Annotated in this window: 16 protein-coding genes; 8 read left to right on the forward strand and 8 right to left on the reverse strand. The window is 75.0% G+C overall.

Annotation, left to right across the window (positions count from 1 at the left end):
• Positions 1–21 precede the first annotated feature (21 nt).
• Both HUX53_RS11890 and HUX53_RS11895 read left to right on the forward strand, forming a co-directional pair.
• Positions 22–1,431: a lactate utilization protein B gene (locus HUX53_RS11890; RefSeq protein WP_176403231.1), complete on the forward strand. Its 1,410-nt coding sequence runs from the start codon at positions 22–24 to the stop codon at positions 1,429–1,431.
• On the forward strand, positions 1,428–2,084 hold the full coding sequence (locus tag HUX53_RS11895) for an LUD domain-containing protein (protein ID WP_309237180.1): 657 nt from the start codon (positions 1,428–1,430) through the stop codon (positions 2,082–2,084). The genes HUX53_RS11890 and HUX53_RS11895 overlap by 4 nt, the downstream gene beginning before the upstream one ends.
• Before the next feature lie 42 nt (positions 2,085–2,126).
• On the opposite strand, the gene HUX53_RS11900 is transcribed toward HUX53_RS11895, so the two are convergent.
• Positions 2,127–2,693 carry a TetR/AcrR family transcriptional regulator gene (locus HUX53_RS11900; RefSeq protein ID WP_176403232.1) on the reverse strand — a complete coding sequence of 189 codons (567 nt, stop codon included), beginning with the start codon at positions 2,691–2,693 and terminating at the stop codon, positions 2,127–2,129.
• 115 nt (positions 2,694–2,808) lie between these two features.
• On the opposite strand from HUX53_RS11900, the gene HUX53_RS11905 reads away from it, so the two are divergent.
• On the forward strand, positions 2,809–3,225 hold the full coding sequence (locus HUX53_RS11905; protein ID WP_176403233.1) for a plectin: 417 nt from the start codon (positions 2,809–2,811) through the stop codon (positions 3,223–3,225).
• A gap of 178 nt (positions 3,226–3,403) precedes the next feature.
• Positions 3,404–4,114, forward strand: coding sequence for a maleylpyruvate isomerase N-terminal domain-containing protein (locus tag HUX53_RS11910; protein WP_176403234.1), 711 nt, complete (start codon positions 3,404–3,406; stop codon positions 4,112–4,114).
• On the opposite strand, the gene HUX53_RS11915 is transcribed toward HUX53_RS11910, so the two are convergent.
• Positions 4,075–5,412: a NarK/NasA family nitrate transporter gene (locus HUX53_RS11915; protein WP_176403235.1), complete on the reverse strand. Its 1,338-nt coding sequence runs from the start codon at positions 5,410–5,412 to the stop codon at positions 4,075–4,077. The genes HUX53_RS11910 and HUX53_RS11915 overlap by 40 nt on opposite strands.
• Positions 5,413–5,604: 192 nt before the next feature.
• Here HUX53_RS11915 and HUX53_RS11920 point away from each other — a divergent pair, with 192 nt between their 5' ends.
• Positions 5,605–5,853 carry a hypothetical protein gene (locus HUX53_RS11920; protein WP_176403236.1) on the forward strand — a complete coding sequence of 83 codons (249 nt, stop codon included), beginning with the start codon at positions 5,605–5,607 and terminating at the stop codon, positions 5,851–5,853.
• 40 nt (positions 5,854–5,893) lie between these two features.
• Here the strand turns inward: HUX53_RS11920 and HUX53_RS41005 are convergent, their stop codons facing one another.
• On the reverse strand, positions 5,894–6,307 hold the full coding sequence (locus tag HUX53_RS41005) for an NUDIX hydrolase (RefSeq protein WP_309237181.1): 414 nt from the start codon (positions 6,305–6,307) through the stop codon (positions 5,894–5,896).
• Between the two features lie 72 nt (positions 6,308–6,379).
• Between HUX53_RS41005 and HUX53_RS41010 the strand changes: the two genes are divergently transcribed.
• Complete coding sequence (locus HUX53_RS41010; RefSeq protein WP_309237181.1) at positions 6,380–6,793, forward strand: NUDIX hydrolase; 414 nt, start codon at positions 6,380–6,382, stop codon at positions 6,791–6,793.
• A 40-nt stretch (positions 6,794–6,833) separates the two neighbouring features.
• Here the strand turns inward: HUX53_RS41010 and HUX53_RS11935 are convergent, their stop codons facing one another.
• Positions 6,834–7,082 (reverse strand): hypothetical protein, encoded by a 249-nt coding sequence (locus tag HUX53_RS11935; protein WP_176403236.1) that lies wholly within the window; start codon positions 7,080–7,082, stop codon positions 6,834–6,836.
• Between the two features lie 192 nt (positions 7,083–7,274).
• On the opposite strand from HUX53_RS11935, the gene HUX53_RS11940 reads away from it, so the two are divergent.
• Positions 7,275–8,612 (forward strand): NarK/NasA family nitrate transporter, encoded by a 1,338-nt coding sequence (locus HUX53_RS11940; RefSeq protein WP_176403235.1) that lies wholly within the window; start codon positions 7,275–7,277, stop codon positions 8,610–8,612.
• Here HUX53_RS11940 and HUX53_RS11945 read toward each other — a convergent pair.
• Both HUX53_RS11945 and HUX53_RS11950 read right to left on the reverse strand, forming a co-directional pair.
• Entirely contained in the window at positions 8,573–9,283 is a 711-nt protein-coding gene (locus HUX53_RS11945; protein WP_176403237.1) for a maleylpyruvate isomerase N-terminal domain-containing protein, read from the reverse strand. The genes HUX53_RS11940 and HUX53_RS11945 overlap by 40 nt on opposite strands.
• A 178-nt stretch (positions 9,284–9,461) precedes the next feature.
• Positions 9,462–9,878, reverse strand: a complete 417-nt coding sequence (locus tag HUX53_RS11950) for a plectin (RefSeq protein ID WP_176403233.1) — start codon at positions 9,876–9,878, stop codon at positions 9,462–9,464.
• A 115-nt stretch (positions 9,879–9,993) separates the two neighbouring features.
• On the opposite strand from HUX53_RS11950, the gene HUX53_RS11955 reads away from it, so the two are divergent.
• The gene (locus tag HUX53_RS11955; protein WP_176403232.1) at positions 9,994–10,560 is read left to right on the forward strand and encodes a TetR/AcrR family transcriptional regulator; all 567 of its coding nucleotides are present in this window, start codon (positions 9,994–9,996) and stop codon (positions 10,558–10,560) included.
• Positions 10,561–10,602: 42 nt separating this feature from the next.
• Here HUX53_RS11955 and HUX53_RS11960 read toward each other — a convergent pair whose 3' ends face one another.
• Positions 10,603–11,259, reverse strand: coding sequence for an LUD domain-containing protein (locus tag HUX53_RS11960; RefSeq protein ID WP_309237180.1), 657 nt, complete (start codon positions 11,257–11,259; stop codon positions 10,603–10,605).
• Positions 11,256–12,665, reverse strand: coding sequence for a lactate utilization protein B (locus HUX53_RS11965; protein ID WP_176403231.1), 1,410 nt, complete (start codon positions 12,663–12,665; stop codon positions 11,256–11,258). Before HUX53_RS11965 ends, HUX53_RS11960 begins: the two co-directional genes overlap by 4 nt.
• Positions 12,666–12,686 lie beyond the last annotated feature (21 nt).

The following is a 12,686-nucleotide window of genomic DNA, read 5'->3' on the forward strand; positions in this document are numbered from 1 at the left end:
CTCGGGCCCGCCCCCCTGCCGATGCCGACGTTCGCCCCCGCGCCACGGCCCGGCCTGCCCGCCACCGCCCGTCGCCGCCACCTGCGCGGCGCGCCCGCCGCCCGCCGCGAGCGGGCGGCCGCCGCGTCCGGCGAGCCCGCCGACTGGGCGGACCTGCGCGAGGCCGGCCGCGCCATCGGGGACGACGCGCTGCGCAACCTCGACGTCCATCTGGAGGAGCTGGAACGGGCCGTCACCGAGGCGGGCGGCACCGTGCACTGGGCGGCGGACGCGGCCGAGGCCCGCCGGATCGTCACCGGCCTGGTGCGGGCGGCCGGCGCGACGGAGGTCGTGAAGTCGGCGTCGCTGGCCGTCCGGGAGATCGGCTTGGACGGCGCGCTGGCCGGCATGGGGGTGACCGTCCGCGAGACCGCGCTCGCCGACCTCGCCGTCCAGCTCGGTGAGGACGAGCCGTCCCACCTGCTGTCACCGGCCGCACACCGCGACCGGGCGCAGATCAGGGAGCTGTTCCGGCGCGGGATGCCCGCCGCCGGGCCCGATCTGCCGGACGATCCCGGGGCGCTCGCCGCCGCGGCCCGCGCCCACCTGCGCGAGCCGTTCCTGCGCGCCCGCGTCGCGATCACCGGCGCGAACTTCCTGGTCGCCGAGAGCGGCACGGCCGTGGTGGTGGAGTCCGAGGGCAACGCCCGGATGTGCCTGACGCTCCCGGAGACGCTGATCTGCGTCGCGGGCATCGACAAGGTCGTCCCGGCATGGGATGACATGGAGGTGTTCCTCCAGCTGCTCCCGCGCTCGTCGACCGGTGACCGAATGACCCCTTACGTCTCGTCCTGGACGGGGGTGACGCCGGGCGACGGGCCGCGCGCGTTCCACCTCGTCCTGCTCGACAACGGCCGCACCAAGGCCCTCGCCGACGAGGTCGGGCGCGCCGCGCTGCGCTGCATCCGCTGCTCGGCCTGCCTGAACGTCTGCCCCGTCTACGAGCGGACGGGCGGGCGCCCCTACGGCCCCGTCTACCCGGGCCCGATCGGCGCGATCCTGACCCCGCAGATGCGCGGCGTGGAGAGCGCGGCGGCGGCGTCGCTGCCGTACGCGTCCACGCTCTGCGGCGCCTGCGCCGACGTCTGCCCGGTGAAGATCGACATCCCGGACGTGCTGGTCCACCTGCGCGGCAAGGTCGTCGAGTCGCGCCGCCGGCGGCCCGTCCCGACGCCGGAGCTGGTGCTGATGCGCGGCCTGGCGTGGACGATGGGCGACCCGCGCCGGTACGAGGCCGCGCTGCGGCGCGGCACCCGGTGGGCGCGGCTGCTGTCGCGCGGCGGCCGGATCCGCCGGCTGCCCGGCCTGCTCGGCAAGTGGACGGAGGCCCGCGACCTGCCGGCGCCGCCGGCGGAGAGCTTCCGCGCCTGGTGGAACAGGACCCGGCCGTGACCGCGCGCAAGGAGATGCTGCGGCGGGTGCGGGACGCGCTCGGCGGGTCGCGCGGCACGCATCCGCCGGTACCGCGCGGGTACGCGCGCCGGCTGCCGGCGGCGGAGGCCGAGACGCGCGCGGACGTCCTCGCCCTGTTCACCGAGCGGGTCGCCGACAACCGGGCGGCGGTGCGGCATGTCGGCACCGACGAGGTGGGCACCGCGGTGGCCGCCGCGCTGTGGGGACGGGAGGCCAAGCAGATCGTCGTCCCCGCCGACCTGCCGTTCGGGTGGCTCGCGGAGCTGGACGGCGTCCGCGCCCTCGCCGACACCCCGGTGCTCGACATCGACGCCCTCGCCGAGGTGGACGCGGTGGTGACCGGCTGCGCGGTGGCGATCGCGCAGACGGGCACGGTCGTCCTGGACGGCGGCCGGGCGCAGGGGCGGCGGGCGCTGACCCTCGTGCCCGGCTTCCACCTGTGCGTGGTCCGCGCCGACCAGATCGTCGGGACGGTCCCGGAGGCGGTCACGCGCCTCGACCCGGCCCGCCCGCTCACCTGGATCAGCGGCCCGTCCGCCACCCACGGCATCGAGGCGGCCAGGGTCGAGGGCGTCCACGGCCCCCTCCACCTGGAGATCCTCGTCGTCGAGGACGAGTCCGCGACGCCCTGACCGGTGACGCCCCGGCCGGGAGCACCCCGGCCGGGCGCCGCCTCAGCGCACGCCGCGGATGACGAGGTCGAGGCCGGCGGTGAAGCGGGCGTCCCAGTTCACCGCGCGGTCGGCGCCGTCCTCGTTGGTGCCGCGCACTTCGAGGGCGGTGTGGCCGATCACGTAGCCGAGCAGGGTGTGCGCGGCGACGGCGGCTGTGTCCTCGGCGATGCCGCCGCGCCGCATGACCTCCCGCAGGGACGCGACCGTGGCGGTGAGCGCGGCGGGGTTGCGGCGGGTGACGACGAGGGGGAGGACCCCGGCGTGCGTCATCAGCCGGCCCCGGTAGTCGCCGGCCCAGCCGCGCAGGACGTCCTGCCAGCGGCCCGGCGGCGACTCGCCGGCGGGGGCGGCGGCGACGTGCGCGACGAGGCCGTCCAGGAGCTGCTCCTTGCCGCGGGGGAGGTGGTGGTAGATCGCCATCGCCTCCACTTCGAGGGCGTCGCCGAGGCGGCGCATCGTGAGGCGGCCGAGTCCCTGGCCGTCCACGATCTGCAGGGCCGCCTCGATGATCCGCTCGGTGGACAGCGGCGCGCGGTGCTGGGCGTTGATGCTGGGCTGCCGGACCATGAACCGACCTTACTGCGTAAAGGGCCGAAGCCGGGTGTCCGCCGCCACGACACGCCGGAACCCCGCGTACGCTTACCCTCGACCGAGCAGTGCAGACCGTCGAGGGAGTACCACCATGCCGCTGGGCCGCCGGGTGAGCAAGGACGTCGCGGAGCCGTACGAGGCCGACCAGCGGCTGGCCGCCGAGTACGAGGACCGGCTCGCGGCGGCCGGCGACGCGGAGCGGGAGCTGCGGGACGCGCAGGCCGCCGGCGTCCCCGGGCCGGAGCTGCGGGAGCGGACGGCCGCGTTCGACAAGGCGATGACGGCGGCGCTGGCCGCCGCCGAGGCGTCCGAGCGGGTCGCGATGGGCCCGAAGGTCTACGCGACCCCGGCGCAGGACGCCAGGACCCGCCGCGCCGCCGAGATCGCCTACCGCAAGGCCAAGGCGCGCCCGGCCGTGCACCCGTGGACCGACGAGGTCGACCGGCTGCGCACGGCCCGCGAGGCGCACCGGCTCAGCTTCAAGACGGTGCCGTCCGAGCTCGGCTGAGCCTCTCGCCGGACGTGTGACGACACAGCGTCACCGGGTGGCACCCGCCACCGAACTTTGAGAGTCTGCCCTCTCGGGGAACGCCGGGGGCGCCCCCCGCCGCACGGCCGACACCTGTGCGCGCGGACGCGTCCCGGCGGAGAGGGCACACGCTGCTCTGGACGTTGGGGGATGTCACGTGGAGCGCACGCCGCCGGACCGGTGCCGCGTACTCGAGTCCTACCAGGACGGGGTGAAGGCGATCCGCGCGCTGGCGGCGCGCGTCGGCGACTGGGACGTCCCGACGCCGTGCGCCGACTGGCGGCTGATCGAGCTCGCCGGGCATCTGCGGTGCGTCGCGGAGAACTTCCTGGAGTACCTGCAGGACGCGCCGGACAGCCGGCTGGCGACGCTGTTCGCGCAGGAGGCGGCGACGGCGGTGCTGATCCGGCAGCAGGCCCGGCAGAACGCGGCCGAGCTGGCGGTGCTGCCGCCGGAGCCCGGCCCGGACCGGATCATGGCGTTCGGGGTGTCAGCCGGCGCGTACGCCGACCTGATGCCGGACATGTGGGACCGGACGCACCTGATCTACCGGGGCACCAAGTACACGGTCGGCGACCACGCGGGCGCGGCGTGCGTGGAGTGGCACCTGCACGCCTGGGACATGGCCCGCGCGGCCGGCGGGGTCTACCGGCCGCGCGACCCCGACCTGCTGGTGTCGGCGTGGCACTGGGGCGTCCCGCATCTGCCGCTGGCGGCGGGGGACGCGTGGGAGGCGGTGCTGCGCTCGTCGGGCCGGTCGCCGCGCTGGCCGGACCCCGACGACCGCCCGGTCGACCGGGCGGGCCGGTCGAGGCGCCGGCCGGGCCGTCAGACGCCGTCCGGCCTGCCCGGCCGGGGCCGCAGGTAGACCAGCCAGGTGAGGGCGCAGCACACGGCGTAGAAGGCGATGAACGCGAGGTAGGCGCCGTCGCCGGTTCCGGAGGTCAGGAACGACTGCCGGAAGGCGATGTTGACCAGGACGCCGCCGAACGCGCCGACGGCGCCGACGATGCCGATCAGCGCGCCGGATAGGCGCCGCGCCTCATCCCCGGGCGCCTTCGCCTGGAAGACGGCCGGGATCATCTTGTAGGTGGAGCCGTTGCCGAGGCCGCTGAACGCGAACAGCAGCACGAAGCCGGTGAGGAACAGCGGTAGCGATCCGCGCTGCGACGCGGCCAGCACCAGGCCGGCGGACGCGGCCATCGCGATGAACGTCCAGAAGGTGACGGTGGCGCCGCCGAGCCGGTCGGCGAGCCGGCCGCCGGCCGGGCGGATCAGCGACCCGAGCGCGGGGCCCAGGAACGTCAGGTAGGCGGCCTTGACGGGGGTGCCGAAGTCGTCCGCGAACTGCACCTGCAGAACCTGCCCGAACGCGAATCCGAACCCGATGAACGACCCGAAGGTGCCGATGTAGAGCACCGACATGATCCAAGTGTGGGCGTCCGTGCACACGTCCCGCATCGCCCGCCGGTCGTTGCGGGCGTGCGCCAGGTTGTCCATGCGGAACCAGGCGGCGAGGGCGGCGAGGACGATCAGCGGGATGTAGATCCCGGCGACGAGGCCGGGGTGGTCCTTGCCGGCGGTGGCGAGGACGAGCAGCCCGACGAGTTGGACGACGGCGACTCCGAGGTTGCCGCCGCCCGCGTTGATCCCGAGCGCCCAGCCCTTGAGCCGCTGCGGGTAGAACGCGTTGACGTTGGCCATCGAGGAGGCGAAGTTGCCGCCGCCGACGCCCGCGGCGGCCGCGAGGACCAGCAGCGTGGTGAACGAGACGCCGGGCTCGATCAGGAACGCCGCGAGCACCGCTGGGACGAGCAGCAGTGCCGCGCTGAAGACCGTCCAGTTGCGGCCGCCGAACCGGGCGACGGCGAACGTGTAGGGGATGCGCAGGGCCGCGCCGGCGAGGGCGGGGACGGCGGTGAGGGTGAACTTTCCGGCAGGGTCGATGCCGTAGGCCGGGCCGAGGAACAGCACCAGCACCGACCACAGCGTCCACACCGAGAATCCGATGTGCTCGGCCAGGATCGAGCAGCTCAGGTTGCGGCGGGCGATCCGGGCGCCGCGAGCCGTCCAGAAGGCGGGGTCCTCGGGCCGCCAGTCGTCGATCCAGCGGCCCTTCGGCGGGCGGGCGCGGTCCCCGCGCGCGGTTTCGGTGGTGGCGGTCATCGGCGCTCTCCCAAGTCGGTTCGGATGGGCCGACCGTAGAGAGGCGGGGTTTCGCGCGCGTATGACCGGTCGTACGCGCGTGATAACTCCGCCGCACGGCGCGTCCCGGCCGGTTGTGAGACGCGAGGTAGATCCGCGCCGCGCCGGGTAGGCAGGTGATCGCGTGCGGCGGGGGAAACGGAGACTGGACCGATGGCGACCTGCGAGGTCTGCGGCAACGACTACGACATGGCCTTCGAGGTGCACGCGCAGGGGCAGGTGCACACGTTCGACTCGTTTGAATGCGCGATCACGAAGATGGCGCCGATCTGCGAGCACTGCCAGTGCCGCATCATGGGGCACGGCGTGGAGGTGAACGGGCACTTCTACTGCTGCGCGCACTGCGCCCGCGTCGTCGACCCGGAGGGCGCCCGCCCGATCCAGGACGCGGTCCCGGTGTAGCGGGCCGGGTGTGGCAAGCCCGGTGTAGCGGGCCGGGCGGTCAGGCGCGGGGGAGGCCGAACGGCTGCTCGCGGCCGTCCTCCAGGTAGACGGCGCGGCCGTCGGCCATGGCCCGCAGGCTGGGGTCCATCCGGCGGGAGACGTGCGGCGGCGCCAGCTCGGGGATCTTCTCCGGCGCGACGAGGACGTGGTCGGACAGCTCCTCGGGCGGCAGCCGGATCGCGGCGATCTCCGCGCCGGTGATGGTGCCGCCGAAGACGAACACGTTGACGGCGTCGACGCCGTCGTCGCGGGGGGAGCCCCAGTCGACGCAGGCCAGTCCGTCGAGGCGGGGGACGAGGCCGAGTTCCTCCTCGCATTCGCGCACGCACGCCGACAGCGGGGACTCGTCGGCCTCGATGACCCCGCCGGGGAGATACCAGCCCTCGCTGTAGGTGGGCTTGACCAGCAGCACCCGCCCGAGGTCGTCCAGGAGCAGGGCCGCCGCGGCGCCGCGGCGGCCCTGCTCCTGGACGACCTCGGGCGGGTGCTGCTGGTCAAGCCCACCTACAGCGAGGGCTGGTATCTCCCCGGCGGGGTCATCGAGGCCGACGAGTCCCCGCTGTCGGCGTGCGTGCGCGAATGCGAGGAGGAACTCGGCCTCGTCCCCCGCCTCGACGGACTGGCCTGCGTCGACTGGGGCTCCCCCCGCGACGACGGCGTCGACGCCGTCAACGTGTTCGTCTTCGGCGGCACCATCACCGGCGCGGAGATCGCCGCGATCCGGCTGCCGCCCGAGGAGCTGTCCGACCACGTCCTCGTCGCGCCGGAGAAGATCCCCGAGCTGGCGCCGCCGCACGTCTCCCGCCGGATGGACCCCAGCCTGCGGGCCATGGCCGACGGCCGCGCCGTCTACCTGGAGGACGGCCGCGAGCAGCCGTTCGGCCTCCCCCGCGCCTGACCGCCCGGCCCGCTACACCGGGCTTGCCACACCCGGCCCGCTACACCGGGACCGCGTCCTGGATCGGGCGGGCGCCCTCCGGGTCGACGACGCGGGCGCAGTGCGCGCAGCAGTAGAAGTGCCCGTTCACCTCCACGCCGTGCCCCATGATGCGGCACTGGCAGTGCTCGCAGATCGGCGCCATCTTCGTGATCGCGCATTCAAACGAGTCGAACGTGTGCACCTGCCCCTGCGCGTGCACCTCGAAGGCCATGTCGTAGTCGTTGCCGCAGACCTCGCAGGTCGCCATCGGTCCAGTCTCCGTTTCCCCCGCCGCACGCGATCACCTGCCTACCCGGCGCGGCGCGGATCTACCTCGCGTCTCACAACCGGCCGGGACGCGCCGTGCGGCGGAGTTATCACGCGCGTACGACCGGTCATACGCGCGCGAAACCCCGCCTCTCTACGGTCGGCCCATCCGAACCGACTTGGGAGAGCGCCGATGACCGCCACCACCGAAACCGCGCGCGGGGACCGCGCCCGCCCGCCGAAGGGCCGCTGGATCGACGACTGGCGGCCCGAGGACCCCGCCTTCTGGACGGCTCGCGGCGCCCGGATCGCCCGCCGCAACCTGAGCTGCTCGATCCTGGCCGAGCACATCGGATTCTCGGTGTGGACGCTGTGGTCGGTGCTGGTGCTGTTCCTCGGCCCGGCCTACGGCATCGACCCTGCCGGAAAGTTCACCCTCACCGCCGTCCCCGCCCTCGCCGGCGCGGCCCTGCGCATCCCCTACACGTTCGCCGTCGCCCGGTTCGGCGGCCGCAACTGGACGGTCTTCAGCGCGGCACTGCTGCTCGTCCCAGCGGTGCTCGCGGCGTTCCTGATCGAGCCCGGCGTCTCGTTCACCACGCTGCTGGTCCTCGCGGCCGCCGCGGGCGTCGGCGGCGGCAACTTCGCCTCCTCGATGGCCAACGTCAACGCGTTCTACCCGCAGCGGCTCAAGGGCTGGGCGCTCGGGATCAACGCGGGCGGCGGCAACCTCGGAGTCGCCGTCGTCCAACTCGTCGGGCTGCTCGTCCTCGCCACCGCCGGCAAGGACCACCCCGGCCTCGTCGCCGGGATCTACATCCCGCTGATCGTCCTCGCCGCCCTCGCCGCCTGGTTCCGCATGGACAACCTGGCGCACGCCCGCAACGACCGGCGGGCGATGCGGGACGTGTGCACGGACGCCCACACTTGGATCATGTCGGTGCTCTACATCGGCACCTTCGGGTCGTTCATCGGGTTCGGATTCGCGTTCGGGCAGGTTCTGCAGGTGCAGTTCGCGGACGACTTCGGCACCCCCGTCAAGGCCGCCTACCTGACGTTCCTGGGCCCCGCGCTCGGGTCGCTGATCCGCCCGGCCGGCGGCCGGCTCGCCGACCGGCTCGGCGGCGCCACCGTCACCTTCTGGACGTTCATCGCGATGGCCGCGTCCGCCGGCCTGGTGCTGGCCGCGTCGCAGCGCGGATCGCTACCGCTGTTCCTCACCGGCTTCGTGCTGCTGTTCGCGTTCAGCGGCCTCGGCAACGGCTCCACCTACAAGATGATCCCGGCCGTCTTCCAGGCGAAGGCGCCCGGGGATGAGGCGCGGCGCCTATCCGGCGCGCTGATCGGCATCGTCGGCGCCGTCGGCGCGTTCGGCGGCGTCCTGGTCAACATCGCCTTCCGGCAGTCGTTCCTGACCTCCGGAACCGGCGACGGCGCCTACCTCGCGTTCATCGCCTTCTACGCCGTGTGCTGCGCCCTCACCTGGCTGGTCTACCTGCGGCCCCGGCCGGGCAGGCCGGACGGCGTCTGACGGCCCGGCCGGCGCCTCGACCGGCCCGCCCGGTCGACCGGGCGGTCGTCGGGGTCCGGCCAGCGCGGCGACCGGCCCGACGAGCGCAGCACCGCCTCCCACGCGTCCCCCGCCGCCAGCGGCAGATGCGGGACGCCCCAGTGCCACGCCGACACCAGCAGGTCGGGGTCGCGCGGCCGGTAGTCCCCGCCGGCCGCGCGGGCCATGTCCCAGGCGTGCAGGTGCCACTCCACGCACGCCGCGCCCGCGTGGTCGCCGACCGTGTACTTGGTGCCCCGGTAGATCAGGTGCGTCCGGTCCCACATGTCCGGCATCAGGTCGGCGTACGCGCCGGCTGACACCCCGAACGCCATGATCCGGTCCGGGCCGGGCTCCGGCGGCAGCACCGCCAGCTCGGCCGCGTTCTGCCGGGCCTGCTGCCGGATCAGCACCGCCGTCGCCGCCTCCTGCGCGAACAGCGTCGCCAGCCGGCTGTCCGGCGCGTCCTGCAGGTACTCCAGGAAGTTCTCCGCGACGCACCGCAGATGCCCGGCGAGCTCGATCAGCCGCCAGTCGGCGCACGGCGTCGGGACGTCCCAGTCGCCGACGCGCGCCGCCAGCGCGCGGATCGCCTTCACCCCGTCCTGGTAGGACTCGAGTACGCGGCACCGGTCCGGCGGCGTGCGCTCCACGTGACATCCCCCAACGTCCAGAGCAGCGTGTGCCCTCTCCGCCGGGACGCGTCCGCGCGCACAGGTGTCGGCCGTGCGGCGGGGGGCGCCCCCGGCGTTCCCCGAGAGGGCAGACTCTCAAAGTTCGGTGGCGGGTGCCACCCGGTGACGCTGTGTCGTCACACGTCCGGCGAGAGGCTCAGCCGAGCTCGGACGGCACCGTCTTGAAGCTGAGCCGGTGCGCCTCGCGGGCCGTGCGCAGCCGGTCGACCTCGTCGGTCCACGGGTGCACGGCCGGGCGCGCCTTGGCCTTGCGGTAGGCGATCTCGGCGGCGCGGCGGGTCCTGGCGTCCTGCGCCGGGGTCGCGTAGACCTTCGGGCCCATCGCGACCCGCTCGGACGCCTCGGCGGCGGCCAGCGCCGCCGTCATCGCCTTGTCGAACGCGGCCGTCCGCTCCCGCAGCTCCGGCCCGGGGACGCCGGCGGCCTGCGCGTCCCGCAGCTCCCGCTCCGCGTCGCCGGCCGCCGCGAGCCGGTCCTCGTACTCGGCGGCCAGCCGCTGGTCGGCCTCGTACGGCTCCGCGACGTCCTTGCTCACCCGGCGGCCCAGCGGCATGGTGGTACTCCCTCGACGGTCTGCACTGCTCGGTCGAGGGTAAGCGTACGCGGGGTTCCGGCGTGTCGTGGCGGCGGACACCCGGCTTCGGCCCTTTACGCAGTAAGGTCGGTTCATGGTCCGGCAGCCCAGCATCAACGCCCAGCACCGCGCGCCGCTGTCCACCGAGCGGATCATCGAGGCGGCCCTGCAGATCGTGGACGGCCAGGGACTCGGCCGCCTCACGATGCGCCGCCTCGGCGACGCCCTCGAAGTGGAGGCGATGGCGATCTACCACCACCTCCCCCGCGGCAAGGAGCAGCTCCTGGACGGCCTCGTCGCGCACGTCGCCGCCGCCCCCGCCGGCGAGTCGCCGCCGGGCCGCTGGCAGGACGTCCTGCGCGGCTGGGCCGGCGACTACCGGGGCCGGCTGATGACGCACGCCGGGGTCCTCCCCCTCGTCGTCACCCGCCGCAACCCCGCCGCGCTCACCGCCACGGTCGCGTCCCTGCGGGAGGTCATGCGGCGCGGCGGCATCGCCGAGGACACAGCCGCCGTCGCCGCGCACACCCTGCTCGGCTACGTGATCGGCCACACCGCCCTCGAAGTGCGCGGCACCAACGAGGACGGCGCCGACCGCGCGGTGAACTGGGACGCCCGCTTCACCGCCGGCCTCGACCTCGTCATCCGCGGCGTGCGCTGAGGCGGCGCCCGGCCGGGGTGCTCCCGGCCGGGGCGTCACCGGTCAGGGCGTCGCGGACTCGTCCTCGACGACGAGGATCTCCAGGTGGAGGGGGCCGTGGACGCCCTCGACCCTGGCCGCCTCGATGCCGTGGGTGGCGGACGGGCCGCTGATCCAGGTGAGCGGGCGGGCCGGGTCGAGGCGCGTGACCGCCTCCGGGACCGTCCCGACGATCTGGTCGGCGCGGACCACGCACAGGTGGAAGCCGGGCACGAGGGTCAGCGCCCGCCGCCCCTGCGCCCGGCCGCCGTCCAGGACGACCGTGCCCGTCTGCGCGATCGCCACCGCGCAGCCGGTCACCACCGCGTCCACCTCGGCGAGGGCGTCGATGTCGAGCACCGGGGTGTCGGCGAGGGCGCGGACGCCGTCCAGCTCCGCGAGCCACCCGAACGGCAGGTCGGCGGGGACGACGATCTGCTTGGCCTCCCGTCCCCACAGCGCGGCGGCCACCGCGGTGCCCACCTCGTCGGTGCCGACATGCCGCACCGCCGCCCGGTTGTCGGCGACCCGCTCGGTGAACAGGGCGAGGACGTCCGCGCGCGTCTCGGCCTCCGCCGCCGGCAGCCGGCGCGCGTACCCGCGCGGTACCGGCGGATGCGTGCCGCGCGACCCGCCGAGCGCGTCCCGCACCCGCCGCAGCATCTCCTTGCGCGCGGTCACGGCCGGGTCCTGTTCCACCAGGCGCGGAAGCTCTCCGCCGGCGGCGCCGGCAGGTCGCGGGCCTCCGTCCACTTGCCGAGCAGGCCGGGCAGCCGGCGGATCCGGCCGCCGCGCGACAGCAGCCGCGCCCACCGGGTGCCGCGCCGCAGCGCGGCCTCGTACCGGCGCGGGTCGCCCATCGTCCACGCCAGGCCGCGCATCAGCACCAGCTCCGGCGTCGGGACGGGCCGCCGGCGGCGCGACTCGACGACCTTGCCGCGCAGGTGGACCAGCACGTCCGGGATGTCGATCTTCACCGGGCAGACGTCGGCGCAGGCGCCGCAGAGCGTGGACGCGTACGGCAGCGACGCCGCCGCCGCGCTCTCCACGCCGCGCATCTGCGGGGTCAGGATCGCGCCGATCGGGCCCGGGTAGACGGGGCCGTAGGGGCGCCCGCCCGTCCGCTCGTAGACGGGGCAGACGTTCAGGCAGGCCGAGCAGCGGATGCAGCGCAGCGCGGCGCGCCCGACCTCGTCGGCGAGGGCCTTGGTGCGGCCGTTGTCGAGCAGGACGAGGTGGAACGCGCGCGGCCCGTCGCCCGGCGTCACCCCCGTCCAGGACGAGACGTAAGGGGTCATTCGGTCACCGGTCGACGAGCGCGGGAGCAGCTGGAGGAACACCTCCATGTCATCCCATGCCGGGACGACCTTGTCGATGCCCGCGACGCAGATCAGCGTCTCCGGGAGCGTCAGGCACATCCGGGCGTTGCCCTCGGACTCCACCACCACGGCCGTGCCGCTCTCGGCGACCAGGAAGTTCGCGCCGGTGATCGCGACGCGGGCGCGCAGGAACGGCTCGCGCAGGTGGGCGCGGGCCGCGGCGGCGAGCGCCCCGGGATCGTCCGGCAGATCGGGCCCGGCGGCGGGCATCCCGCGCCGGAACAGCTCCCTGATCTGCGCCCGGTCGCGGTGTGCGGCCGGTGACAGCAGGTGGGACGGCTCGTCCTCACCGAGCTGGACGGCGAGGTCGGCGAGCGCGGTCTCGCGGACGGTCACCCCCATGCCGGCCAGCGCGCCGTCCAAGCCGATCTCCCGGACGGCCAGCGACGCCGACTTCACGACCTCCGTCGCGCCGGCCGCCCGCACCAGGCCGGTGACGATCCGGCGGGCCTCGGCCGCGTCCGCCGCCCAGTGCACGGTGCCGCCCGCCTCGGTGACGGCCCGTTCCAGCTCCTCCAGATGGACGTCGAGGTTGCGCAGCGCGTCGTCCCCGATGGCGCGGCCGGCCTCGCGCAGGTCCGCCCAGTCGGCGGGCTCGCCGGACGCGGCGGCCGCCCGCTCGCGGCGGGCGGCGGGCGCGCCGCGCAGGTGGCGGCGACGGGCGGTGGCGGGCAGGCCGGGCCGTGGCGCGGGGGCGAACGTCGGCATCGGCAGGGGGGCGGGCCCGAG

Origin of the sequence: Actinomadura sp. BRA 177 (genome assembly GCF_013372625.1) — a bacterium.
Lineage (GTDB): Bacteria > Actinomycetota > Actinomycetes > Streptosporangiales > Streptosporangiaceae > Spirillospora.

What these genes read in the sequence shown, in the direction of transcription:
- HUX53_RS11890 (WP_176403231.1), top strand. Translation starts at nt 22, where the DNA reads ATGCCGACGTTCGCCCCCGCGCCACGGCCCGGCCTGCCCGCCACCGCC.
- HUX53_RS11915 (WP_176403235.1), bottom strand. Translation starts at nt 5,412, where the DNA reads ATGACCGCCACCACCGAAACCGCGCGCGGGGACCGCGCCCGCCCGCCG.
- HUX53_RS11920 (WP_176403236.1), top strand. Translation starts at nt 5,605, where the DNA reads ATGGCGACCTGCGAGGTCTGCGGCAACGACTACGACATGGCCTTCGAG.
- HUX53_RS11965 (WP_176403231.1), bottom strand. Translation starts at nt 12,665, where the DNA reads ATGCCGACGTTCGCCCCCGCGCCACGGCCCGGCCTGCCCGCCACCGCC.
- HUX53_RS11955 (WP_176403232.1), top strand. Translation starts at nt 9,994, where the DNA reads ATGGTCCGGCAGCCCAGCATCAACGCCCAGCACCGCGCGCCGCTGTCC.
- HUX53_RS11900 (WP_176403232.1), bottom strand. Translation starts at nt 2,693, where the DNA reads ATGGTCCGGCAGCCCAGCATCAACGCCCAGCACCGCGCGCCGCTGTCC.
- HUX53_RS11905 (WP_176403233.1), top strand. Translation starts at nt 2,809, where the DNA reads ATGCCGCTGGGCCGCCGGGTGAGCAAGGACGTCGCGGAGCCGTACGAG.
- HUX53_RS11935 (WP_176403236.1), bottom strand. Translation starts at nt 7,082, where the DNA reads ATGGCGACCTGCGAGGTCTGCGGCAACGACTACGACATGGCCTTCGAG.
- HUX53_RS11950 (WP_176403233.1), bottom strand. Translation starts at nt 9,878, where the DNA reads ATGCCGCTGGGCCGCCGGGTGAGCAAGGACGTCGCGGAGCCGTACGAG.
- HUX53_RS11940 (WP_176403235.1), top strand. Translation starts at nt 7,275, where the DNA reads ATGACCGCCACCACCGAAACCGCGCGCGGGGACCGCGCCCGCCCGCCG.